Raw genomic sequence first — 23,937 nt, forward strand, 5'->3', positions numbered from 1 at the left:
GTCCGGACGGCCCCGGCGGCGCGAACGGCCGGATCACACCGCGGCGTGCGCCTGCCGGACCCCGTTCGCCCAGACCCCGAGGATCCGGGAGACGGCGGTGATGTCGGCCAGCGGGTCGCCGTCGACGAGCACCAGGTCGGCCCGGAGCCCGGGGCGTACGGCGCCCCGGTCGGGCAGGGAGAAGTGGTGCGCCGGCAAGGACGTGGCGGCCCGGAGGGCGTCGGCCCCGGTGAGCCCCGCATCCGCCAGGAGCCGCAGTTCACGGTGCAGGCCGCTGCCGTGCCGGACCGGGTCACGCAGCGGCCCGGGACCGGAGAAGCAGTCCGTGCCCGCGAGGATAGGCACCCCCGCCGCGTACATGGCCGCGACACTCTCCTGGGCGCTGCGGTAACCGTCAGGGATGCCGAACGCGTCACTGACCGCCTCCATCATGGCCAGCGTGGGGACGGCGACCTGCCGCTGCGAGACCATCTGCGCGACCGTGGTGTCGTCGAGGACGCCGTCGCGCGGAGCGTGGGTGATGACGTCGGCTCCGGCCCGCACCGCACGGTGGAAGGCGTCGATGCTGGAGGCATGGGCGACGGTGAGCTTGCCGTGCGCCTTGCCGGCGGCCACCACCGCGTCGACGGTCGCCTGGTCGAGCAGATCGCCGTCGATGACGACCTTGACGTAGTCGACCCCGTCGGCCACGCGCCGGGCGACGAAGTCTTCAGCCTGGCCAGGACCGGTCAGCAGCGCCTCATCGGGCATACCGGGCATCTTCGAGTGCGGGCCACCCGGGCCGATCGCGGGGGTGCCGGCACTTCGGATGTCGGGCACCCTGCCGCGGAAGGAATGCATCCGCTCCACCGGGAAGCAGGCCATGTCGAGCCCCGTGGTGACGCCATGGGCGACCAGTTCGGTGAGGTCCTCCTGCGAGTTCATGTGCACATGGGCGTCGAACAGCCCAGGCAGTAGCACGGCGCCGGCACCGTCGACCGTCTCGGCGCCGTCAGGGGCGGATCCGCCGACGGCACCGAGGACGGCATCCTCGATCGTGACGGTCGTCGGTGTGCTCAGGCCCGAGCCGTCGAAGACACGGACGTTGTTCAGAACGGTGGTCGGCATCGCTGCTCCTGATTGCTGAGAAGTGGACTGGGTGGTCGGACGCTCGGGGAAGACGCTCAGGGAAGGGGATAGTCGTAGAAGCCACGCCCCGCTCTGCGTCCGACATGCCCGGCCTGGACCATTCGGGACAACAAGGCGGGTGGAGCGTAGAGCGGTTCCCTGAACTCCGCGTGGAGGGTCTCGGCGATGGCCAGCGTGGTGTCCAGGCCGATGTGATCGGCCAGCCTCAGCGGTCCCATGGGATGGGCGCAGCCGTGGACCATTCCGTCGTCGATGTCCCGGGCGATGGCGAACCCGGACTCGAACATCCGGATCGCCGCCAGCAGGTAGGGGACGAGGAGCGCGTTGACCACGAAGCCGGCCCGGTCCTGGGAGACGATCACCCGTCGTCCCAGCACGTCGGCGGCGAAGCCCCGGACGCGCTCCCACGCGGCGTCGTCCGTGGCGAGGGTCGGTACGAGTTCGACCAGGTCCAGTACCGGCACCGGATTGAAGAAGTGCATGCCCACGACCTGACCGGGACGGCTGGTGGCCGCGGCGAGCTTCATGATCGGGATGGAGGAGGTGTTGGAGGCCAGCAGCGCGTCGGGCCGGCGCATGATCCGGTCCAGGGCGGAGAAGGTCCCGAGCTTCACCTGCTCGTCCTCCGGTACGGCCTCGATGACGAGGTCCCGGTCGGCGAAGTCGGCGAGGTCGGTGGTGAACCTCAACACCCGCAGGGCACCGTCGCGGTCCTCGGCCGTGAGTCTGCCGCGGGCGACGGCCTTGCCCAGCGAGCGTTCCACCCGGTCACGGCCCGCTTTCAGCGCGGGCGCGTTCACCTCGTACACCAGCGTGTCGAGTCCGGCGCGTGCGCACACCTCGGCGATGCCCGAGCCCATGAGACCGCAGCCGACCACGCCGACCTCACGGATGTCCGGGGTCGGGCGGGTCATCGGGCGACGCCCTCGTCGCCGAGCAGGTTGCGCGCCATGACGATGCGCTGGACCTGGTTGGTGCCCTCGTAGATCTGCGTGATCTTGGCGTCGCGCATCATGCGCTCGACCGGGTAGTCACGGGTGTAGCCGTAGCCGCCGAGGAGCTGGACGGCGTCCGTGGTGACCTCCATCGCGACGTCGGAGGCGAAGCACTTGGCGGCGGCCCCCTGGAAGGTCAGGTCGCTGTCACCGCGCTCCGACTTCGCGGCGGCGGCGTACGTCAGCTGCCGGGCGGCCTCGATCTTCATGGCCATGTCGGCGAGCATGAACTGGATGCCCTGGAAGTCGGCGATCGGCTTGCCGAACTGCTTGCGCTCCTTGACGTAGCCCTTGGCGTAGTCGAGGGCTCCCTGGGCGATGCCGAGAGCCTGGGCGGCGATGGTGATGCGGGTGTGGTCCAGCGTCTTCATCGCGGTGGCGAAGCCGGTGCCCTCCTCGCCGATCATGCGGTCGGCGGGGATGCGGACGTTGTCCAGGTACACCTCGCGCGTGGGCGAGCCCTTGATGCCGAGCTTCTTCTCCGGGGCACCGAAGGAGACGCCCGCGTCGGACTTCTCGACGACGAAGGCCGAGATGCCCTTGGAGCGCCTGGCGGGGTCGGTGACCGCCATCACCGTGTAGTACTCGGACTCGCCGGCGTTGGTGATCCAGCGCTTGACGCCGTTGAGGATCCAGTGGTCGCCGTCGCGGACGGCCTTCGTCTTCATGCCGGCCGCGTCGGAGCCCGCGTCGGGCTCGGAGAGGCAGTAGGAGAACATGCCCTCGCCCTGGGCGAGCGGGTGTACTTCTTCTTCAGCTCCTCGGAGCCGGACAGGATGACCGGCAGGGAGCCGAGCTTGTTCACCGCCGGGATGAGGGAGGAGCTGGCGCAGACGCGGGCGACCTCCTCGATCACGATGACCGTGGCGAGCGCGTCGGCGCCCGCGCCGCCGTACTCCTCGGGGACGTGCACCGCGTGCAGGTCGTTCGCGGTCAGGGCGGTGAGGGCCTCGCGCGGGAAGCGGGCCTCCTCGTCCACCGCCGCGGCGTGCGGCGCGATCTTCGCCTCGGCCAGCGCACGGACGGCGTCGCGGAGCATGCCGTGCTCCTCGGACGGGCGGTACAGATCGAAGTGGGACATCGTGCCTCTTGGTGTCGGTGTGCGGTGGGGCCTGGGCGGAGTGGATGCCACGGGGAAGGTGGTGTGCGGCGCTCCCACGGAGCGAAGGAACGCCGCACACCGGGCCGGGCCCCGAGCCGGGGGGATTCGGCTGCACGAGAGCACTACGGGCACACCCTCAGTGCCCGCCACCGAGTGTGCGGTTCGGTGGGGCTCGCGTGTCCGGGCCCGGCGCTCAGGGAGCCTGTCGCGGCCGGTGGGAGGTGAGGGGTGCGCCTGCCGACGCGTCGGGCAGGAAGCGCGTGAAGTACCGCAGCGCCTCGATGTCGTCGACGGCCTCGCGGCCGGCGACCTGGTCGAGCGGGGAGCCCTGCAGGAGGCGTTTGACGGGGACTTCCAGCTTCTTGCCGGTGCGGGTGTGCGGCAGGGCGGGTACGGCGATGACGGTGTCGGGGACGTGGCGTGGGGATGCCTTGGTGCGGATCGCGGTGGTGATGGCCGTGCGGATGTCCTCGGTGAGCTGCTGTCCGGGCTCCATGACGACGAACAGCGGCATCCAGTACCCGCCGTCGGGCAGTTCGGTGCCGATGACGAGGCTCTCGCGGATGCCCGGCAGACCGTCGACCACGGCGTAGATGTCGGCGCTGCCGAGACGGACGCCCTGGCGGTTGAGGGTGGAATCGGACCGGCCCGAGATGACGACGCTGCCCCGGTGGGTGCGCGTCATCCAGTCGCCGTGCCGCCACACCCCGGGGAAGGCGCCGAAGTAGGCCTCCTGGTAGCGCGACCCTTCGGGGTCGTTCCAGAAGTACAGCGGCATCGACGGCATGGGACGGGTCACGACGAGTTCGCCCACCTCGCCGGTGACCGCTCGTCCCCGGCCGTCGTACGCCTTCAGGGCGACCCCGAGGAGGGGAGCGGAGATCTCCCCGGGCCAGACGGGGACGGTGGGGACGCCGCCGGCGAAGCCGCTGACGATGTCGGTGCCTCCGGAGGTCGAGGCGACCTGCACGTGCGGGCCGACGTGATCGCGGACCCAGTGGTAGGGCTGAGCGGGCAAGGGGGCTCCGGTGGAGCCGAGGACGCGCAGCTCGGAGAGGTCCAGGTCGCGGCCGGGTTCCAGGCGGGCTTTGGCACAGCTTTGGAGGTATCCGGGGCTGACGCCCAGGACGGCGGTGCGGTGCTCGGCGGCCAGTGCCCACAACCGGTCGGGGCCGGGGTGGTTGGGACTGCCGTCGTACAGGACGGGGGTCGCGCCGAGCAGGAGGGCGGAGACGACCAGATTCCACATCATCCAGTTGGTGTTCGTGTACCAGAGGAAGCGGTCGCCCACGTCCAGGTCGAGGTGCAGGCCCAGCAGCTTGTAGTGGTCGAGGAGGACTCCTCCGTGGCCGTGGACGATGCCCTTGGGAGTGCCCGTGGTGCCGGAGGAGAACAGCACCCACAGCGGTGCGTCGAAGGGCAGTTGCTCGAAGACCGGCTGGGCGGGCTCCGCGGTGGCTCGCTGCCAGGAGGTCGTGTCGGGTTCCTCGGGGAACGGCAGGCCGAGGTGGTCGACGTGGACGGTGGCGCGCAGGGTCGGCAGGGCCTTGCGCAGCTCCTCGACCTCCGTGCGCCGGTCGTGGGCCCGGCCGTTCCATCTGTAGCCGTCGGAGGCGACGAGGACTACGGGTTCGAGCTGCGCGAAGCGTGCCGCCGCGCCCGGAGCGGCGTAGTCCTGGGCACAGGCGGACCAAACGGCACCGATCCCCGCACAGGCCAGGAACGCGACGACGGCGTGCTGGGAGTTGGGGAGGTAGCCCACGACCCGGTCCCCGGCCGTCACCCCCTGCTCGCGGAACCAGCCCGACAGCGCTCCGACTTGATCGCGCAGTTCCCGCCAGGTGACGCTGGTGGTGGTGCCGTCCTCCGTGACCGAGATCAGCGCGGTGTCCTCGTCGGCGCCGGAACGCAAGGCGTGCTCGGCGTAGTTGAGGTGGGCGCCGGGGAACCAGCGCGTGGTGGGCATCGGGGCGTCGTCCAGCACCTGTTCCCAGGCTCCGGTGGTCCGTACGTCGAAGAACTCGCCGACCGCGGCCCAGAACCCTGCGAGATCCTGGGTGGACCACCTCCACAGCGACTGGTAGTCGGGGTGGGTGATGCCCGTGCGCCGCGTGACGAAGTCGGTGAACCGGGTAATACGGGGCACGCGGGCCGGGGCGGGGTCCGGCACCCAGACCGGCTCCACCGGCACCTCGGCCGCCTGCTGCTGCGATGTGCTCACGCCGCTCTCCCTCCGGTGCTCGGGCCCGAAGCCGGCGCCGCGCCGTTCCGGGTGCAGCGGACCGGAGAGAGGTGTCCCAGGGGGCTCGGCGAGGACCTCGTGGGCCGGAGACCGCCAGTGTGTTCGTGCATGGCAGGCGTCCTCACTGGGCCGGGGTGTGGGCGCCGGCCATCAGGGCGGCGAGGTCCTCCGGAGCGAGGAACGACGGCGGCGGGGGCGGCCCCCAGGAGTAGAGGGCCTGAGGGCCTTCCTCGAAGACGCCGGGCTTCCACAGGGCATCGTCGACGATGCAGTCGAGGTCGGAGTAGTACTCGGAGAAGGTGCCCGCCGGGTCCTTGAGGTACCAGAAGAAGTTGGAGCCTATGTGGTGCCGGCCCAGCCCCCAGGTGTGGCGGTCGGGGTCGCCCTGGAGCATGGCGGTCGCGCCGCGGCCGATCTCGTCGACATCCTCGACCTGCCAGGAGGTGTGGTGCAGGAAGGCGACGGGAGCCTGCTGCACCAGCACGTTGTGGTGGTCGGTGGAGCAGCGCATGAAGGCAGCCATCCCCTTGACGGTGTCGCTGATCTTGAAGCCGACGCCCTCGTGGAAGAAGCGCTGCGAGGTCTCCTGGTCGGTGGAGCCGAGGACCACGTGGCCCAGCTTGCGGGGCCGGACCGGTTCCGTGCGCAGGATGCCGGGAGCGCGCTCGTGCAGGCGCGTCGGCAGGCCCGGTGCGTTGTGGCTGGGCGCCGGGGCGGGTGACTGCTGGAGCCGGGGGGCGATCTCGACGCGTACGAGTACTTCGGTGCCCGCGTCCAAGGCGCACACGGCGGTGGGCGTGCGGTCGACGGGCACGCCCAATCGGGTGAGGGCCGCGGTGACGCGGTCGAGGTCGTCCGGGTCGTCGGCGCCGACGCCGAGTTCGACCAGGCGGCGGCGCGCGGAGTGCACGATGCGCAGTTGCTCGCCGCCGTCCACGGTCGACAGGACCCGGGAGGGACCGGCCGGGCCGGTGGTGGAGAGCGTGACCCCGGGGGCCAGACCGAAGTCCTCGTAGTAGGCGGCGGTCTGCTCGACGTCGGGCACGCCCATGACGATCTGGGTCAGACGGTGCAGTGACATTGGTGCGGCTCTTTTCGCGTCGGACTGGTGCGTTCTCTGCGGTCGGTCAGGCAGCTCGCATCGGGGTGCGGAGGGTGCCGATGCCGTCGATCCAGGTGACGAGGACGTCGCCGGGAGCCAGGAACTTCTGCGGGGTGCGGGCGCCGCCCACGCCGGCCGGGGTTCCGGTGAAGATCAGGTCGCCGGGCAGCAGGGGGCACACGTCCGACAGCCTGGCGACGAGCTCGGGCACATCGAAGATCATCTGAGAGGTGCGGCTCTTCTGGAGCACCTCGCCGCCCTCCAGCATGCAGCCGAGCTCCAGGTCACCGGGGTCGGCGAACTCGTCGGTGCTGACGAGTTCCGGGCCGAGCGGAGCGAAACCGGGGTAGGACTTGCCCAGGGAGAACTGCGGCGCCGGCCCGGTCAGTTGCAGCCGGCGTTCGGACAGGTCCTGCCCCACGGTGAGCCCGGCCACGTGGGACCAGGCGGTCTCCCGGGTCACTCGGTGGCAGCGGCGGCCGATCACCGCGACGAGTTCCGCCTCCCAGTCCACGAGTCCGTCGGGCAGCTCGACGGGGCGCTCGTGCCCGGTCAGCGAGGTGGCGAACTTGGTGAAGACGGCCGGTTCCCGCGGGATTTCCAGGCCGGACTCGACGACGTGGTCCCGGTAGTTGAGGCCGACCGCGAAGATCTGGGCGGGCCTGGGCACCGGCGGACCCCACACGGTGTCGCCGCCGGGCTCGACGAGCGACCCGTCGTCCGCCGGGCCTCCCGGGCCGGCCGGCGCCTCGCGGGCCCAGGCGGCGAACTCCTCCCAGACCTCGAAGACCGACTGGGGATCGGGGCCGAACCGCCCCGCGCTCGCTGTCGCGACGTCGCGGTAGCCGTCCGGCTCCTTGAGTGCCAGTCGTCCGTCGATGTTCGCCACGCGCATGGGTTTCTCCTGCTGTGTCGTGCCAGGTGCCTTCAGTGCAGTCTTCACTCGCCCTGGCGTTAGAGCAATAGATTAACGATATTTTCTGCCACTGTCGTTTTCCTGGTAAGGTGCCTGCTCATGGCGAGTGAGAAGCCCACACGGGCCGGCACGGTCTACACCCGGATTCGCGAGGAGATCTTCCAGGGCGATCTGCATCCCGGGCAGCGACTGCGACTGGTCGAGCTGGCCCAGCGGTTCTCGGTGAGCCAGTCCGTCGTCCGCGAGGCCCTGACCCGCCTGTCGGAGCAGGGGCTGGTCCTCGCCGCGCCCCAGCAGGGCTTCAGCGTCGTCACCGTGTCCCTCGACGACCTCAACGAACTCACCGAGGCCCGGATCGCGATCGAGACGATGGTGCTGCGCCACGCGACAACCCGTGGCGACATCAAGTGGGAAGCGGCCGTGGTCGCGGCCCACCATCACCTGGCCAGCACTCCGGCCCTGCTGCCGGACGGCGCGATGAACAGCGAGTGGTTCACCGTCCACGAACAATTCCACCAGGCTCTGCTGGAAGGATGCGGCAACGCCCGCCTGCTGACCGCGGCGCTCGGGTTGCGGGACGCGGCCACGCTCTACCGCCGGTGGTCCCGGCCCGTCGGGCACGACTTCGACCGCGACGTCGCCGGCGAGCACCGGGAGCTGGTCGACGCCGTTCTGGCCAGGGACGCCGACGGCGCGGCCGCACTGCTGGCCCACCACATCGACCGCACCTCCCAAGCCCTGCGCGCCGTGATCGCGAACGACGAGCCGGCGTCGGCGTAGCGCGCCGTGCGCAGGCGCCCGGCGGTCGTCATGCTGGGCGGGAGGCGCACCGGGGAGAACGGGAAGACCAGGGGGCGGGAAAGCGGCACACGCCGATGGCACGACGGCAAGGACGGCGTCATGACGGCTCTTCGGGACAGCGATCCCACCGACTGGATCCTCGCGCTCGGCCCCCACACCTCCGCATCCGCGCACGCCCCGGCCAGTTCGGCGGACAGCCTGGCGGAGGCGACCGGCCGGCTCGGAACGGGCCCCGTGGCCTGGGCCGTGGGGGTCGGATACGACCTGGCGCACATCGCCGTGCAGGAGGTGCCCGAGCTGGGTGACGGGCCCGGACAGTTCGAAACCCTGCGCATGGGCACGGAGTCGGTCGTGCTTCGCACCCTGATGCTGCTGGCAGACCCGGGCGCGGGCGACTTCGTCACCGAGGAAGCACTGCTCGGCGACCGGGAGTTCGCCCGGCGCCGCATCGGCCTCGGCAACGTACTGCGCGGCATCCGGCTCGCCCACGCGGAACTGGTGCGCGCCCTGATGAGCGCCTGCCATGAGCTGGTACCGCCCGCCGAGCACGCCCGGCAGTTCCGGCGCATCTCGGAAAGGCTCTTCGGCCTCGTCGACGACTTCTCCTCCCGGATGACCGCCGAGTACCTGGCCGAGCACGACCGGTGGGTCACCAGCGGAGCGGCCGCCCGCGAGGAGACCGCCCGGATGATCCTCGACGGCGGGCCGGTGCAGGAGGAAGCCGCCGGCCAGAGCCTGGGTTACCCGCTGGCCGGCCACCATCTGGCGTTCGTCGCCTGGAGCGACGCGGAGATCACGGCCCCCACCACCGAACTGCAGCAGGCCGCGGCCCGTTTCCTGCGCCACCGCGGCTGCACGGTGAGCGTCATCATCCCCACGGGCCGCACCAGCCTCTGGGCCTGGGGCAGCCCGTCCGCCGCGGAAGAAGAGGCCGAGCGGGCCGAGCCGCAGCTCCCACCGGACGTGCGCGTCGCCTGCGGAAGCGTGCGGGCCGGGATGTCCGGCTTTCGACAGACGCACCAGGAAGCCCAGTACGCGGCACGGGTGATGCGCCTCAACCCGCGCACGGCGCGGGTGCTCGACTACCCGGACGTGGCGGTGGCGTCCCTGCTCTCCACCGACCTGCCCGCGATCCGCAGCTTCGTGCGCGACGAGCTGGGGCCACTGGCGGTGGACAGCCCGCACATGGAGCAGCTCAGGGAGACACTGCGCCACTACCTGCGCGACGAGCGCAGCCTGACCGCTTCCGCGGCCCGGCTGCACGTGGCCCGCAACACGGTCACCTACCGGGTCAAGCGCGCCCAAGAGCTCGTCGGCCACGACTTCGGCACCCGGATCCTGGACGTGCTGGCGGCGCTCGAAGCCGCGCACGTGCTGGGCGGCGCCGTGCTGAGACCCGTGTCCGGTGACACACATGATGCGACCTCCCGTCGTGGAACCGCGTTCAGATCAGCGGAGTGACCTGCTCCTCGATGCCCAGCAGGGCACGGCCGTACAGCTCGGTGGCGATCGCCGGGTTGATGACGGCGTGGCGGCCGGCCGTCTCCTGGTCCCGCCAGATCCTCTGCAGCGGGCTGACCTCGGCGAAGCTGCCGGCTCCCTGGATGCTCAGCAGCAGGTCCAGCGCCTCGCGTGAACGCCTCGCCACGTAGCCGGTGTCCATGCGCACGCGGGCCCTGGTGGTGAAGGGCATGTACTCGCCCTTGGCGGCCCAGTCGTCGATGTCGCCGGCGGCCCGCATCAGGTGCAGTTCGGCGGTGTCGATCAGGTGCGCCGCCTCGGCGAGCTGGATCTGCGTGGAGGGCGAGTCCGCGGCCCGCTCGTAGAAGGTGTAGGAGATCCCCTTCCCCTTGGCCAGCGACCCCGTGACGACCTCCATCCCGGCGCGGGCCATGCCGACCTGCGGTGCGGCCAGCACCAGGGCGAGGACCGGCACCAGCGCGGAGCGGTACAGCGTCTCGTCCTTGTGCTCGGTCGCGTAGTTCCCCTGCACGGCCTGCGTCACCGACAGGATGCGGTGGTCGGGCACGAACACCTCGTCGGCGACGAGGGTGTTGCTGCCCGTGCCGCGCATGCCGGCCACGTACCAGGTGTCCTCGAGGGTCAGTTCCTCCATCGGGATGAGCGCGGCGCCCTGGTCTGTCTGCGTGCCCGACGCGTCGACGACGGGAATGCCGAGCGACGCCCACTGGCTGTGCAGGCTGCCCGAGGCGAAACCCCACCGGCCGCTGACGAGTTGACCGCCGTCCACCGCCTTGCTGGTGGCGTTCGGAGCCAGCACACCGCACACCTTCGCGTGCGGGTCGGCCCCCCACACCTCCTGCTGCGCACGCTCGGGGTACAGGCCGACCATCCAGTTGCACACGTTGACCAGCGTGGCCACCCAGGCGGTCGAGGCACACCCGCGGGCCAGCTCCGAGCCGACCTGGAGGAACGTCCGGACATCCGCCTCGTGGCCGCCGAAGCGCTTCGGCACGGTCAGCCGGAACAGTCCCGCCCCGGTCAGGGCCTCGATGTTCTCGTCCACCACCCGGCGGCCTTCCTCGGTGCGAGCGGCGTTGGCACGCAGCAGCGGCACCAGCGCGGCGGCCCTCGCCGGCAGGGTCTCGTCCTCCGTGCCCGTGCGGTGCGAAAGGGCTGGGGTCGTCGTCATGGGTTCCTCCGGCGCTGTGCGGCTCGATGCGAGTGACGCGCCTCTTCGGCGAGGGCGCCCTTGCCGGGATTCCACGCCACCTCCGTGGCGCTGTCTTGGGTCCGGGACCGCAGAAACGCCGCGCGGATTTGGGCCGGCGGGACAAGACCGCCGCTGTTTGCGCCGCCGGCGCAAACAGCGGCGGACGGCTTGACCGCCCAACCCAAGCCGTCCGGACGCCACCCCCGGTTCACTGACCGGAAACCCGCGCCGGCATCGCTCCGGGGGCCGTGGCCCACGGGCGATCCGGTATCGCCACATCAGGAGGTCGCCGTGCCCGCACCCACCGCCACTCCCCCACAGATGTCGGCCGACCCGGCCGACGCGGCGACCTTCCGAAGTGTGCTGGGCCAGGTGCCCACCGCAGTCAGCGTCGTCACGGCCACGACACCGGAAGGACCGGTAGGTGTCACGGTCGGCAGCTTCACCTCCGTCTCGCTCGACCCGCCCCTGGTGGTCTTCTACGCCGGCCTGCACTCGGCAAGCGCCGCCGCGCTCGTCGCGGCCGGAACCTTCTGCGTGAACGTGCTCTCCCAGGACCAGGAACAGGTGTGCGGCGCGTTCGCCGGCCGTACCGGAGACCGCTTCAGCTCCTGCACCTGGCAGCCGGCCCCGAACGGCGCGCCTCGCCTCGACGGAGCGGTGGCCTGGATCCAGTGCGACGTCGAGGAGAGCTTCCCGGCAGGCGACCACCTCGCGGTCGTCGGCCGGGTGCGCCACCTGACCGCGGCGCGGGAGCAGGGCATGCCGCTGGTCTTCCACCGCGGCCGGCTGACCCGGCTGGACCGGGCGTGCGGACGGCACGCCCCCACCCAGCGTTTCGACTGGTGGGACGCATGAGGAGCCAAGTGACCAAGCGCGACGACCCCACGCCCCGGCCCAGCGGCGCGACGACCGCGACGGACGTCACGGCCGTCGCCCAACTCGTCCTGCACGAACGCCACGCACGGGACCGGGGGTGGTGGAACGACATGCGCCGCGGCTTCGCCGACGACAGCGGCGTCCGCCTCAGCTGGTTCCAGGGCACGGGCCCGGACTTCGTATCGGCCTCCGAGCGGATGGCCGAACGAGGGGACGTCTCCGTCCACCGCCTCGCCCCACCCGTCGTCGACGTCAACGGTGATCGCGCCCTGGCCGTGGTGCCGGCGGGCATCGAGGTGCGCACCGACCTTGAGGGCGTGGAGGCGGACCTCGTCTCCTATGCCCGCCTCCTGTACCGGGCGGAACGCCGGCCCGACGGCTGGCGGATCGTCGCCTTGGACCCCGTCTACGAACGCGACACGCTCAGCGCCTGCCTGCCCGGCACGCCCCTCACGGTGACCGCCTCGGAACTCGCCGGCTTCAGGCGGCCGTACCGCATGCTGTCCTACGTCCTTAGCCGCCGCGGCTACACCGTCGCGCAGGACCTGTACGGCGACGACCGCCCGGGCGCCGTCCGGGCACTCGAGCAGGCGGCGGCCGACTGGCTGTCTCATCGAGCCCCGCAAGGCCGCCGAGACGTAAACAACGAAACGTAGGTCAGGACCCCTTGCCCGCAGGCTCCAGAATCGCCACGCACTCCACATGATGCGTCATCGGAATCACGTCCGGATTCCCTGCCTGGAGAAAACCGCAGGTGGGGTGCCCTTTCCCCGCCCTCCGAAGCGGACCGACCGGGTCGGAGCGTCATATGAGCGTCACGACTGCGCCTCTGACACCGCTCCCCAAGTCCCCGCCGTCGAGTGGTCCGAAGGTCAGGGATGCGGCCCCACGCACGACTCGGCGTATGCGCTGAGGAGGTCGGGCTGGCCGCGGTGGCCCGCAGGGCGGCCGGCTCCTACTCGCTGGGGATGAAGCGGCGGATGGCGGGTGAGGGCCGGGCCGTGCTGATGTCCATGCACCGACTCACCGGGCGGGCTCTCCTGATCGACGCCGTCGTACTGGGGGTCTCGCTGTCTCATGGCTCGTTCACAGGCGGGTCTCACCTGGGGCCAAGGATCATGGAGAAGTGTCAGGTGCATGAACGCACACCACCCTCGTACCCCCGCCGCCGAGCGCACCCGCCGCTGGTTCATGAACCGTTCGCTGCTGCTCGGCGGCGCCGCCGCCGTCGCGACCATGACCGGCTGCTCCACCGGGTCGTCGAACGCGACGGACTCCGCGTCCGGTGCCGCCCAGAGCGGGATGCCGTCCGGTGGGCCCGGTGGCGCCGGAGGCATGGGTCCTGGTGCCAGCGAGGTGAAGTACGTCGACTTCAAGGGTGTCACCACCGACGGAAACGTCGTCGACGACCTCTTCTCGATCCATTCCACCGGCGTCTCGACGGATGCCGTGGTGAAGGCCGCACAGTCGTTCCTGGACGGGCTCAGCACCAAGGTGCGCCGGGCCTGCGTGTTCGACGTGGACGACGACGAGTGGCTGGCCTGGAGCAACGTCGACGGCTACGAACGCGAGGGCGCCCGCATGGGCGACCTCACCGACAAGCAGCGCAACCTCGGCTACGCCCTGCTCGGCAAGGCCCTGTCGGCCGACGGACTGACCCAGACCCGCAACATCATGAAGCTCAACGCCTTCCTCGGCGACTACAACGGCGGCGGCAAGGAGACCCTGACCGAGGGGCACTACTACTTCACCTTCATGGGCACCCCCTCCACGACCAAGCCCTGGGGCTTCCAGTACGAGGGCCACCACGTCGCCATCAACTACTTCGTCCTCGGCGACCAGGTCGTCATGTCCCCGACCTTCATGGGCTCCGAGCCGACCTCGGCCACCTACAACGGTGAGAAGATCACCCTCTTCAAGCCGGAGACCAAGGCCGGACTGGCGCTGCTGCGGTCCCTGACCGCGGCACAGCGCAAGAAGGTGATCTCCGCCGACGACAAGGGCGGCACCGACATGGTGGCCGGTGCCGGCCAGGACAACCTGAAGCTGGCCTACCAGGGCCTCGCCGCCAAGGACTTCACCTCCGCCCAGCGCCAGAAACTGCTCGACCTGGTCGGCGTCTACGTCGGCTACATGGACGACGGCCACGCCGCGGTGAAGATGAAGGAGGTGGAGGAGCACCTCGACGACACGTACTTCTACTGGATCGGCGAGACCAAGGACTCCTCCGCCTTCTACTACCGGGTGCACAGCCCGGTCGTCCTCATCGAGTACGACGCCCAGTCCCCACTGGCCTACGGCGAGAACGCCCAGATGGGCGGCGGCGGTGGCGCACCCAGCGGCGGGCCGTCCGGTATGCCGAGCGGGCAGCCCACCGGTAGGCCCAGCGGCGGACCCGGTGGCGGTGGCGGCATGGGCGGCGGAACGCCCACCCAGCAGCACATCCACACCATCATCCGCACGCCCAACGGCGGCGACTACGGCGTTGACCTGCTCAAACTGCACCTGGAGACCGACCACTGAGGCCCGACGGTACCGGTCGTCCACTCCGTCCGCGACGGATGTGACACTGGGGAAGTGCTCATACAGTTCCTGGCCGCGGTCGGTGTCCTGGCCGTGCTCACCGTAGTGCCCGGGCCGGACATGGCCGTGGTGACCAAGCGTGCCGTCTCCTCCGGCTGGCAGGACGGGCTGCGGACCGTGGGCGGCATCACGGCAGGGCTGCTGGTCTGGGGGGTGCTCGCGGTGGCCGGCCTCGCCGCTGTCCTGGCCGCGTCCGCCACCGCGTACACCGTGGTCAAACTGGCCGGCGCCGCCTACCTGGTCTTCCTCGGCTTCCAGGCGCTGCTCCAGAGTCGCCGCGGGCGCTCCCAAGCACCGGCGGCGACCCTCACCCCGCCTCGCGGCAACCCTTGGCAGACCGGCCTGGTCAGCAACGTCTTCAATCCCAAGATCGCCGTGTTCTACACAGGTCTGCTCCCGGCACTGGCCCCGACCGGGCTGTCCGCCCACAGCGGCATGGCTCTACTGGTCCTCGTACACGCGATGCTCACCGCGGTCTGGCTCGGCGGATACGTCATGCTCCTGTCCAAGGCCCGTTCCTTCTTCGAGAAGCCGGCCGTGCGCCGGGGCATGGACCGTGTCACCGGGACCGTACTGATCGGATTCGGGCTGAAGGTGGCCACCACCCAGCCCTGAGTTCCCGAGCACACCGGGCGGTGCGGTCCCCGTCGAGCCAGTGAGCCCGCAGTGCCGACGGGCACGGTCCTGGCCGCCGCCCGACCGCGCCGTCACCAGGAAAGGAACTGCAGGATGACAAGCGACGACGCCCCGGTTCTCGACGACCCGGTGGGCCGGTCGCTCGGCGGTCGGCACGCGCGTCTGGCCCGCCGCCTCGGCCGGGCCGCCACCTACCTCACGGACGTGGCAACCTTCGCCTCCGTGTCCACACAGCCGGACGCTGCCGACTGGGCCGATCTCGCCGAGCTGCTGGGCCCGGGTGCCTTCGCCGACATGTTCAGCTGTCCGGCTGCTCCACCGCCCAGTTGGGAGCCGGTCTTCAGCCTGGAGGGCCGTCAGATGATCTGGTCCGGCGTCGGCCACCCGGACGGACCCGGTGTCCGGTCCGGCGCCGACCTGGTCGAACTGGGCCCGGACAGCGTCCCCGACATGCTCGACCTCGTCGCACGGACCGAACCCGGACCCTTCTGGCGGCGCACCCACGAACTCGGCACCTACCTCGGGATTCGCGTCGACGGCACCCTGGTGGCGATGGCCGGGGAGCGCCTGCGCCCGCCCGGATGGACCGAGATCAGCGCCGTCTGCACCGCCCCCGAAGCACGGGGGCGGGGCTACGCCGGCCATCTGGTCAGCACGCTCGCCGCCCGCATCGTGGCGCGAGGCGACCGGCCCTTCCTCCATGTGGCGGAGACGAACACCGGCGCCATCGCGCTCTACGAGCGACTCGGTTTCAAGACCCGCCGTCGGGTGACCTTCCGGGGCTTCCGCACCCCCTGTCCGCCTCCACTCGCGCTCCGCCCGCAGGCATATCGGGCTCCCGCCTGTGGAACGGGCCGTGGAATGGAAGGCGGAACCGCCGCCGAAGGTCTTACCGCTCCTGCTCCAGCGCGTGCCACGGGGCGTCCGGGCGGGTGGTGCGGGCACCGTCGGTGAGTTCCAGGGCGTACACAGGTCGCTCGCCCGGAACGGGGCCGAGGTAGGTGTGGCCGGTCATGTGGCACCAGGCGGGCAGGTCGAGCGGCGCCGCTGGGTCGGTGGCGATGACGTGGACGACGGTGCCCGCCGGCGCTCCGTCGATCTCCTTGCGCAGACGGAGCAGGAGTGTGACGCACAGCAGGCCGGTGCCGTCGACGGTCAGGGCGGACTCGGCGGCAGGGGACGGGCGGGTCATCGGCTCTCCGGCACAGGTGCGGTCGCAGATGCTGCGCCCGGGTCCGGCAGCAGATTCATGCCCCGGGACGTCACCGTGCGGACGGTGCCCTCGGCCAGGCGATAGGTCAGGCCGACGACCGCAGCGTGTCCGGACGCGACCTGGTCGGCCAGTTCTCGTGAGCGGTCCATGATGAGGTCGACCGTGTGGTGGACATGCGTGGCGATGAAGCCTTCGTCCTCGCTCACGCCCGCCGCCTGCGCGGCCAGCACACTCGGGGTCACCCGCTCGATGACGTCCCGCAGGTGACCGCTCGCGGTCGTACCTTCCCTCACGGCGGCGCGGGTCGCCGCGACGGCCCCGCACGCGTCATGCCCGAGGACCACGACGAGCGGACAGCCCAGCACGCTCACCCCGTATTCGATGCTGCCGAGGACCTCGGATCCCACGATGTGCCCGGCGGTGCGCACGACGAACAGGTCTCCCAGCCCCTGGTCGAAAATGATCTCCGCGGCCAGCCGGGAGTCGGAGCATCCGAGCAGCACGGCGTGCGGGTGCTGAGCGGCGGCGGTGTCGGCGCGGCGGGCGGCATCCTGGTTGGGGTGCCGGGGGGTGCCCGCGGCGAAGCGCCGGTTTCCGCTGGTGAGCAGGGCGAAAGCTTCGCGCGGGGTGGCCGGGGCTACCGGGGTGGCGTCACTCATGCGCCGCAGGTTACGTCCGGAGCCCCCGGTCGTGAGCAGCGGGGTGCGCGGAGCGGATTCGTCGATCACGCTCAGGCGCCGGCAGCGGGCGGCGTTCCCTGGCGTGAGGGCCGCTCGGGCAGGGGGCGTGGGTGGACGGCCTGCTTCATCACGATGGTCGAGTTGAGGCTGCGCACCCCCGGGAGGTGAATGAGCACCGACTCGTAGAGGTGCTGATAGGACGGCAGGTCGGCCGTGACCACGCGGACCAGGTAGTCCGGCTCTCCGAACAGCCGCTGCGCTTCGACGATCTCGGGGATGTCGGCCAGCGCCGCGTCGAACTCCGTCACGGCGTCGGGGCGGCTGAGGGTGGCGAAGACCAGCACCTCGAACCCGAACCCCAGTGCCGCCGCGTCGACCACGGCACGGTAGCCGCGGATGATCCCGGCCGCCTCCAGATCGCGGACCCGCCGCTGGCACCGGGAGACGCTGAGCCGGACCTTGTCGGCCAGATCGGTGAGCGTGATGCGACCCTCCGCCTGCAGGGTGGCAAGAATCTTGCGATCAGTGGCATCCATTCTCGAAATCTTAGCCACGCTTGCCTATCTGGAGGCAAAGTTCACGAACATTTTGCCCACAGTCATAGCTAGCATCCAGCCATGGAAACCGACCCCGTCTGCCCCGACCAGACACAACAGGCCGCCCCCACGGGAACCACCGGATCGGTCTTCGACACCGTCATCGACCGCAAGAACAGCAACTCCATGAAGTGGGCCTACGCCCATCAGCTGCTGACCCCCGACGAGGCCGCGGCGGACCCGCTGCCGATGTGGGTCGCCGACACCGACTTCAAGGCCCCGCAGGCCGTACTCGACGCGCTGCACCAGGCAGTGGACCACGGCGTCTTCGGTTATCCCGGCGGCGCCACCGGCAGCTATCTCGACGCCGTGACCGGCTGGCAGGCCAAGCGGTTCGGCTGGGAGGTGGAGCGGGACTGGGTGATGCAGACCGCCGGCATCATCACCACGCTCAAGACGGCGGTGCAGGCGTTCTCCGCCCCGGGCGACTCGGTGCTGATCCAGCCGCCGGTCTACGCCCACTTCCACGACGACATCCTGCTCAACGGCCGCCACCTCGCGTTCGCACCGCTGGTGCGCACCGACGACGGCTACCGCTTCGACGCCCGGATATTCGAGGCCGCCATCCGGCCGGACACCACGCTGTTCATCCTCAGCCACCCCCACAACCCCACCGGAAACGTGTGGACCGAGGACGAGCTGCGGACCATGGGCGAGATCTGCGCCCGCCACGGCGTCCTGGTCGTCTCCGACGAGATCCACCAGGACCTCGTCGTCAACCCGGACCGCAAGCACATCCCGTTCGCCTCGCTCGGCGAGGAGTTCGCCCGCAACAGCATCACCTGCACCGCCCCCAGCAAGACGTTCAACCTCCCGGGACTGCAGAGCGCCAACGTCTTCGTTCCCGACCCCAGGCTGCGCGCGGAGCTGTCCCGTCAGTACGACCGCAACATGTTCCCGCTGGTCAACGTTCTGGGCATGGTCGCCGCCGAGGCCGCCTATGCGCACGGTGAGCCCTGGCTGGAGGAGATGCTCACGTATCTGCGCGGCAACCACGCCCACTTCGCCGAGTCGGTCAACTCCGCCACCTCCAAGGTGCGCGTCCTGCCCGCCGACTCCCTGTACCTGGCGTGGATGGACTGCCGGGACCTCGGCATGGACGCCGCGTCCCTCGACAAGTTCATGCTCACCAAGGCACGGCTCTGGCTGGACAAGGGCCAGAAGTTCGGCATCGAGGGCCACGGATACATGCGGGTCAACCTGGGCTGTCCCCGCTCCACGGTCGACGAGGCCGTCGACCGGCTGCTCACCGCGATCAAGGGCCTCTGAGCCGCCCGGCCTCGCCCTGGCGGCAAGCACACACTCTCCGGAAGACAGGACACCCATGACATCTGCCATCGAGAAGCACCTGACCGAACTCGGCGTGCCCCTGCCCGAGCCGGCCCGGTCCGTCGCCAACTACCTGCCGTACACGCGGTCCGGGCACCTGCTGCGGACCTCCGGGCAGCTTCCGCTGCGCGACGGCGCCCTGGTCGCCACCGGACTGCTCGGCCAGAACCTGGACGTCCCCACCGGTCAGCTCGCGGCCCGCTGGTGCGCGGCGAACGTCCTGGCCCAGGCCAAGTCGGCACTCGGTGACCTCTCGCGGATCCAGCAGCTGCTGAAGATCACCGTGTTCGTCGCGGGCGTACCGGAGTTCAACGAACACCACCTGGTCGCCAACGGTGCCTCCGACCTGTTCGTCGAGGTGCTGGGCGAGGCGGGGGAGCACGCCCGCTCGGCGGTCGGCGTGGCCGCGCTGCCCATGCGTGCCCCGGTCGAGATCGAGGCGGTCATCGCCTGCGCGTGACACCGCGCCTGTGACCGGGAGCCGTCTTCCGGCCTGAAGCACAACCAGGCGCCCGTGGCCGGCCACGGGCGTGCGCCGCAGCACCCTCTTGCTGCGGCGTTCGTGTATCTGCACGTCCCTTCGCCAGAGCACCACCCTCTCCGTCAGGGAGCAGTGACATGCCCGCCAGCACCGCGAAAACCCATGAGAAAGAAGATCTCAAAAGGGATCTGAAGAGCCGGCACATCCAGATGATCGCCATCGGCGGTGCGATCGGGACCGGCCTGTTCTACGGCTCGGGATCGGCCGTCGCCACCGCAGGACCGGCCATCATCGTGACCTACGTCGTCGCCTCCGTCGCGATCTACTTCGTGATGCGGGCGCTGGGCGAGATGTCGGTGGAGGAGCCGGTCTCCGGCGCCTACATCTCCTACGCCAACCGCTACATCCACCGCTTCGCCGGTTTCCTCAACGGCTGGAACGCCTTCATCTTCCTCCTCGCCACCACCGCGGCCGAGCTGAACGCCCTGGGACACTACGTCCAGTACTGGTTCCCCTCGGTGCCGATCTGGGCGACGGCGGCGGTGGCGGTCACCGTCCTGTTCGTCGTCAACGTCGTCGGGGTGAAGTTCTACGGCGAGGCGGAGTTCTGGTTCGCCCTCATCAAAGTGGTGGCGATCATCGCGATGATCCTCTTCGGCTTCGCCATGGTCCTCTTCGGCGCCGGCAACGGAGGCAACGCCATCGGTCTCGGCCATCTCCACGACCACGGCGGCTTCTTCCCCAATGGCATCGGTGCCGCGTTCCTCGCCATCGTCATGGTCGCCTTCTCCTTCGGCGGCGTGGAGAACCTCGGCATCGCGGCAGGCGAGACGAAGGATGTCGCCACCACGATGCCGAAGGCCGTCAACGCGACCTTCTGGCGGCTGATGATCTTCTACGTGGGTGCCATCACCGTCCTCGTCACCGTCTTCCCCTGGACCTCGCTGAACGGCTCGGGCAGCCCGTTCGTGACGGTCTTCGCCAGGATCGGCGTACCCGCCGCGGCGACGGTCATGAACGTCGTCGTCATCACCGCCGTGCTGTCGGCGGTGAACTCCGCCGTCTTCACCAACAGCCGCACCTTCTACAACCTGTCGTTGCAGGGCAACGCCCCGAGGTTCCTCGGCACCGTCAATCACAGGAACGTACCGTCCCGGGCGGTCACGGCCGTGTTCGTCACGATGGCCGCCGGTGTGCTGCTCAACCTGCTGATGCCCGACCAGGTCTTCACGATCTTCTCGTCCGTGACCGTCTTCGGCCTGATATGCGCCTGGGGATCGATCGTGATCAGCCACCTGAGGTTCCGCAAGGCCAAGGTCGCGAGCGGCGAGGAGGACGGCATCCGCTACAAGATGCCCCTGCACCCGTACAGCAACTACCTTGCCCTGGCCTTCATCGCGGCCGTCCTCGTCTGCATCGCCGTCCTCCCCGACACCCGCGTGTCGCTCCTCGTGTCGGGTGGCTGGGTCGCGGTCGTGTTCGCTGCCTACACCTTCTACACAGGGAAGAGCAGGCAGCGGCAGCCGTCCGGCGATCGGCCCCTGATCGCCGTGGGCCATACAGAGCAGTGATGAGCCCATTCGGCTTGCGCTCCTACCGGACCGCCGAACGGCTCCCTACATTGGCGACGGTATGCCGCCGACGGCCGTACCGCCGTGACGCTCGGGATGGGCCGCTGCCACGAGTACGTCCCAACTCCCGTCGCCCATCCCGCACCGGACACCCGGAAGAGGAGTCATGCACGAACTGCAAGCGCTGTTGCGTGAGTACGACCGTGCTCGCAGTTACACCGACGAGTTGTGGCGGGACCTGACTCCGGACGAGGTGATCTGGCGCCCGCACGAGGACTTCAGCGCCATCGGCTGGCACCTCGGCCACCAGGCCCACGTCGCCCACTTCATGATCCGCAACCTCACCGCGGCCGAACCCAGCCCCGACCCCGCCCTCGACGCCGTGATGGACTCCGCCAACCCGGAGCAGTTCCGCGGCGCCCTGCCCACCGTGCGGCGGCTGGGCGACTACCGAGAGACCGTCGCCGAACGGGTGCACGCCCGCATCGGCGACATCGCAGCCGGCAAGGTCGGCGCCCCCACGCAGATGACGATCGTCGCGACCCATCTGCTGACCGCGCTCATCAACCACGAGTACCAGCACGACCAGTGGATCGGCGAGGTCCGTGCCGAGCACCTCGGACACGCCCTGCCCGCGGACCCGGACTCCGACCAGGTCCGCCGTATCGACGGCTATCTCGTTCTGGATACCTGCCTGTGACGTGCGGATCGCGGCCGGCCCGGTGGTGACCGGGAACGAGGTGACACCGGTGCCCCGCCGACCGGGCGCGGCCGTCGCGGGTCCGCCTCACACCCGGGCCCGGCACGGGCTCACGGCCCTGCTGTCGCTTCTCCTCGTGATGAGCGCGTGGGCATGCGGGACGCGTGCGCACGCGAGCGGCGAAGTCACCCTGGCATGGGACCGGGCGCCCGTCATCGCCCCCGTGGAAGGGAGCGCTCAGGAGCCGTCGGCGGGGGAGGAAGCTCCCGGCACCGTCGACGCGGCACGGCCCGACTCCCCCCAGTGCGAGACACCCGGCGGCCCGGCGCCGTGCCGGAAGGTGCTCCCCGCCCAGCCGGACGTGAACCTCCCGGCGGCCACGGACAAGGTCGTCCCATCGGTCGCCCTGTCCGGTGCCGTGTCGCGCACCTCCTCGGCCGACGTGCGTCGCGATGCGGTGACGTCGGGGCTCTCCCCACCGACGGTGCGGACCGTCCCCGACCGGATGCGGATCTAGACCGAGCGCCCGCGCCCGCCCGCGCGCCGCGTGCCGTCCGGATCGTCACCCGGTCATGGCGCGCGCTCGGTACGAGCGCCGTTCGCCGTCCACCGTTCGCACCTCCAGCACAAGGTTGATCCCGATGCCGTCCTCTGCCTCCTCCGCGTCGCGCACCCGCCGACGGGGCCGTACGCTCGCCGCCGCCGCACTCGGGCTGGCCGCCGTCGTCACCGCGGTGCTCGCCCTCACCCTCGACGACAGCTCCTCCGACGAAACCTCACGCGACTCCGCCACGACCGAGGCGGGTACACCCGACGCCCAGTCCGAGGCCCTGCTCGCACTCGCCCGCCGCGACGGCGACGATCCCCTGGCCGTGGGCAGGGCCGACGCCCCCGTCGTCATGATCGAGTACTCGGACTTCCAGTGCCCGTACTGCGGGAAGTTCGCCCGCGACACCGAACCGGAGCTGATCCGCTCCTACGTCGACAAGGGCGTGCTGCGCATCGAGTGGCGCAACTTCCCCATCTTCGGCGACGAGTCGGAGCAGGCCGCCCGCGCCGCCTGGGCGGCGGGCCGACAGGACAGGTTCTGGGAGTTCCACGACCAGGCGTACGGCGAGACGCACAAGAAGAACACCGGCGCCTTCTCCGCCGACAAGCTGACCTCCATGGCCAAGGCCGCCGGGGTGCAGGACCTCGACAAGTGGCGCACGGACATGGACTCCGACGCGGCGGACACGGCCGTCCGGCGTGACCAGGAGGAGGGTTACGCCCTCGGTGTGACCAGCACTCCCGCCTTCCTCATCAACGACGTCCCCGTCCTGGGCGCCCAGTCGGTCGACACCTTCAAGAAGACCGTGGAGGCCGCGGCCGAGGACGCCCGGTGAACGGCGACGCGAGCCTGCTGGCCGCCTTCCTCGGCGGACTGCTGGCCCTGCTCAGCCCGTGCAGCGCTCTGCTCCTGCCGGCCTTCTTCGCCTACTCCTTCACCAGCACCACCACACTGCTGCTGCGCACGGGACTGTTCTACCTCGGCCTGTGCACCACCCTGGTACCGCTGGGTGTCGCCGGATCGTTCGCCAGCCGCCTCTTCTACGGCCACCGCGATCTCCTGGTCACCATCGGCGGCTGGACCGTGATCGCGCTGGGAGTCGCGCAGATCGCCGGGCTCGGGTTCGGCGTCCGCCGGCTCCAGCAGGCCGCAGGCGCGCGCCGTTCCGGATCGGCCCTCTCCGTCCTCGCACTCGGCACGGTCTACGGCCTGGCGGGGTTCTGCGCCGGGCCCATCCTCGGCTCCATCCTCACCCTGGCGGCGCTCGGCGGCCGGCCCGCGCACGGGGGTCTGCTGCTCGCCGTCTACGCCCTGGGCATGGCCGTTCCCCTGTTCGCCCTGTCCCTGCTCTGGGACCGCTTCGACCTCGGGCACAAGCGGTGGCTGCGGGGCCGCACCCTCAGCCTGGGACGTTTCTCCTGGCACACCACCTCCCTCCTGAGCGGCACCCTGTTCGTGCTTCTGGGCTCGGTCTTCCTGCTGTTCGACGGCACCGCGGCCCTGCCTTCCCCGGTCAGCGTCGAGACGGAGGCGGGACTGGAGGAGGACCTGGCACGTCTGGGCGGCGCGGTACCGGACCGGGTGCTCCTGCTCGCGCTGGCCGCCGTGGCCGCGATCGCCGCCGCCGTCCTGCTGGCACGCCGGGACCACCCTCGGCCGGAAGACCACTTCGGGACCCCGCCCCGCACGACCCCTGACCGCGGCGGGACCACTCCGCCTCCGACCTCCACTCACCCACTCGACCACTGAGGGAGAGCCG

The 23,937-nt window shown here is 70.5% G+C and carries 22 protein-coding genes and 2 pseudogenes; 14 read left to right on the forward strand and 10 right to left on the reverse strand.

The window, feature by feature from the left end; translation table 11 throughout:
* Positions 1-33: 33 nt before the first annotated feature.
* From ACZ67M_RS10640 to ACZ67M_RS10665, 6 genes and pseudogenes are all read right to left on the reverse strand, one after another.
* Positions 34-1,107: an amidohydrolase family protein gene (locus ACZ67M_RS10640; protein ID WP_469850516.1), complete on the reverse strand. Its 1,074-nt coding sequence runs from the start codon at positions 1,105-1,107 to the stop codon at positions 34-36.
* Between the two features lie 56 nt (positions 1,108-1,163).
* The gene (locus ACZ67M_RS10645; protein ID WP_469850517.1) at positions 1,164-2,042 is read right to left on the reverse strand and encodes a 3-hydroxybutyryl-CoA dehydrogenase; all 879 of its coding nucleotides are present in this window, start codon (positions 2,040-2,042) and stop codon (positions 1,164-1,166) included.
* A pseudogene (locus tag ACZ67M_RS10650) lies at positions 2,039-3,204 on the reverse strand (acyl-CoA dehydrogenase). The gene ACZ67M_RS10645 and the pseudogene ACZ67M_RS10650 overlap by 4 nt, the downstream one beginning before the upstream one ends.
* Before the next feature lie 214 nt (positions 3,205-3,418).
* A complete protein-coding gene (locus tag ACZ67M_RS10655; protein WP_469850519.1) occupies positions 3,419-5,446 on the reverse strand; it encodes an acetoacetate--CoA ligase in 2,028 nt (675 codons plus the stop codon).
* Between the two features lie 142 nt (positions 5,447-5,588).
* A complete protein-coding gene (locus ACZ67M_RS10660; protein ID WP_469850521.1) occupies positions 5,589-6,548 on the reverse strand; it encodes a VOC family protein in 960 nt (319 codons plus the stop codon).
* Between the two features lie 46 nt (positions 6,549-6,594).
* Positions 6,595-7,464, reverse strand: a complete 870-nt coding sequence (locus ACZ67M_RS10665; RefSeq protein ID WP_469850523.1) for a fumarylacetoacetate hydrolase family protein — start codon at positions 7,462-7,464, stop codon at positions 6,595-6,597.
* Positions 7,465-7,584: 120 nt separating this feature from the next.
* On the opposite strand from ACZ67M_RS10665, the gene ACZ67M_RS10670 reads away from it, so the two are divergent.
* Both ACZ67M_RS10670 and ACZ67M_RS10675 read left to right on the forward strand, forming a co-directional pair.
* Positions 7,585-8,265, forward strand: coding sequence for a GntR family transcriptional regulator (locus ACZ67M_RS10670; protein ID WP_361365547.1), 681 nt, complete (start codon positions 7,585-7,587; stop codon positions 8,263-8,265).
* Positions 8,266-8,385: 120 nt separating this feature from the next.
* Entirely contained in the window at positions 8,386-9,747 is a 1,362-nt protein-coding gene (locus tag ACZ67M_RS10675) for a PucR family transcriptional regulator (RefSeq protein WP_469850525.1), read from the forward strand.
* On the opposite strand, the gene ACZ67M_RS10680 is transcribed toward ACZ67M_RS10675, so the two are convergent.
* Complete coding sequence (locus ACZ67M_RS10680; protein ID WP_469850526.1) at positions 9,731-10,939, reverse strand: acyl-CoA dehydrogenase family protein; 1,209 nt, start codon at positions 10,937-10,939, stop codon at positions 9,731-9,733. The genes ACZ67M_RS10675 and ACZ67M_RS10680 overlap by 17 nt on opposite strands.
* A gap of 312 nt (positions 10,940-11,251) precedes the next feature.
* Between ACZ67M_RS10680 and ACZ67M_RS10685 the strand changes: the two genes are divergently transcribed.
* From ACZ67M_RS10685 to ACZ67M_RS10705, 5 genes and pseudogenes are all read left to right on the forward strand, one after another.
* On the forward strand, positions 11,252-11,818 hold the full coding sequence (locus ACZ67M_RS10685; protein WP_469850528.1) for a flavin reductase family protein: 567 nt from the start codon (positions 11,252-11,254) through the stop codon (positions 11,816-11,818).
* A gap of 8 nt (positions 11,819-11,826) precedes the next feature.
* Positions 11,827-12,495: a nuclear transport factor 2 family protein gene (locus ACZ67M_RS10690; RefSeq protein ID WP_469850530.1), complete on the forward strand. Its 669-nt coding sequence runs from the start codon at positions 11,827-11,829 to the stop codon at positions 12,493-12,495.
* 481 nt (positions 12,496-12,976) lie between these two features.
* Positions 12,977-14,362 (forward strand): DUF3500 domain-containing protein, encoded by a 1,386-nt coding sequence (locus ACZ67M_RS10695; RefSeq protein WP_271158338.1) that lies wholly within the window; start codon positions 12,977-12,979, stop codon positions 14,360-14,362.
* A gap of 54 nt (positions 14,363-14,416) precedes the next feature.
* Positions 14,417-15,037: a LysE family translocator gene (locus ACZ67M_RS10700; protein WP_271158339.1), complete on the forward strand. Its 621-nt coding sequence runs from the start codon at positions 14,417-14,419 to the stop codon at positions 15,035-15,037.
* Between the two features lie 114 nt (positions 15,038-15,151).
* A pseudogene (locus ACZ67M_RS10705) lies at positions 15,152-15,853 on the forward strand (GNAT family N-acetyltransferase); the annotation flags it as partial.
* Positions 15,854-15,947: 94 nt separating this feature from the next.
* Here ACZ67M_RS10705 and ACZ67M_RS10710 read toward each other — a convergent pair.
* The 3 genes from ACZ67M_RS10710 to ACZ67M_RS10720 all read right to left on the reverse strand — a co-directional run bounded on the left by ACZ67M_RS10710 (position 15,948) and on the right by ACZ67M_RS10720 (position 17,487).
* A complete protein-coding gene (locus tag ACZ67M_RS10710) occupies positions 15,948-16,250 on the reverse strand; it encodes a sulfurtransferase TusA family protein (RefSeq protein ID WP_469850532.1) in 303 nt (100 codons plus the stop codon).
* Positions 16,247-16,930 (reverse strand): carbonic anhydrase, encoded by a 684-nt coding sequence (locus tag ACZ67M_RS10715; protein WP_469850533.1) that lies wholly within the window; start codon positions 16,928-16,930, stop codon positions 16,247-16,249. The genes ACZ67M_RS10710 and ACZ67M_RS10715 overlap by 4 nt, the downstream gene beginning before the upstream one ends.
* Before the next feature lie 71 nt (positions 16,931-17,001).
* On the reverse strand, positions 17,002-17,487 hold the full coding sequence (locus ACZ67M_RS10720; protein ID WP_271158343.1) for an Lrp/AsnC family transcriptional regulator: 486 nt from the start codon (positions 17,485-17,487) through the stop codon (positions 17,002-17,004).
* 81 nt (positions 17,488-17,568) lie between these two features.
* Here ACZ67M_RS10720 and ACZ67M_RS10725 point away from each other — a divergent pair, with 81 nt between their 5' ends.
* The 7 genes from ACZ67M_RS10725 (at position 17,569) to ACZ67M_RS10755 (ending at position 23,927) form a co-directional block, all read left to right on the forward strand.
* On the forward strand, positions 17,569-18,816 hold the full coding sequence (locus ACZ67M_RS10725; protein WP_469850535.1) for a MalY/PatB family protein: 1,248 nt from the start codon (positions 17,569-17,571) through the stop codon (positions 18,814-18,816).
* Positions 18,817-18,871: 55 nt separating this feature from the next.
* The gene (locus ACZ67M_RS10730) at positions 18,872-19,336 is read left to right on the forward strand and encodes a RidA family protein (RefSeq protein ID WP_393558049.1); all 465 of its coding nucleotides are present in this window, start codon (positions 18,872-18,874) and stop codon (positions 19,334-19,336) included.
* Between the two features lie 158 nt (positions 19,337-19,494).
* Positions 19,495-20,928, forward strand: a complete 1,434-nt coding sequence (locus tag ACZ67M_RS10735; RefSeq protein WP_469850536.1) for an amino acid permease — start codon at positions 19,495-19,497, stop codon at positions 20,926-20,928.
* A 166-nt stretch (positions 20,929-21,094) separates the two neighbouring features.
* Entirely contained in the window at positions 21,095-21,628 is a 534-nt protein-coding gene (locus tag ACZ67M_RS10740) for a DinB family protein (RefSeq protein ID WP_469850538.1), read from the forward strand.
* A 49-nt stretch (positions 21,629-21,677) separates the two neighbouring features.
* A complete protein-coding gene (locus ACZ67M_RS10745) occupies positions 21,678-22,145 on the forward strand; it encodes a hypothetical protein (protein WP_469850540.1) in 468 nt (155 codons plus the stop codon).
* 124 nt (positions 22,146-22,269) lie between these two features.
* On the forward strand, positions 22,270-23,013 hold the full coding sequence (locus ACZ67M_RS10750) for a DsbA family protein (protein ID WP_469850541.1): 744 nt from the start codon (positions 22,270-22,272) through the stop codon (positions 23,011-23,013).
* Positions 23,010-23,927, forward strand: a complete 918-nt coding sequence (locus tag ACZ67M_RS10755; protein WP_469850543.1) for a cytochrome c biogenesis CcdA family protein — start codon at positions 23,010-23,012, stop codon at positions 23,925-23,927. The genes ACZ67M_RS10750 and ACZ67M_RS10755 overlap by 4 nt, the downstream gene beginning before the upstream one ends.
* Positions 23,928-23,937: the final 10 nt, after the last annotated feature.

It is taken from the genome of Streptomyces sp. NPDC107500 (assembly GCF_055582785.1).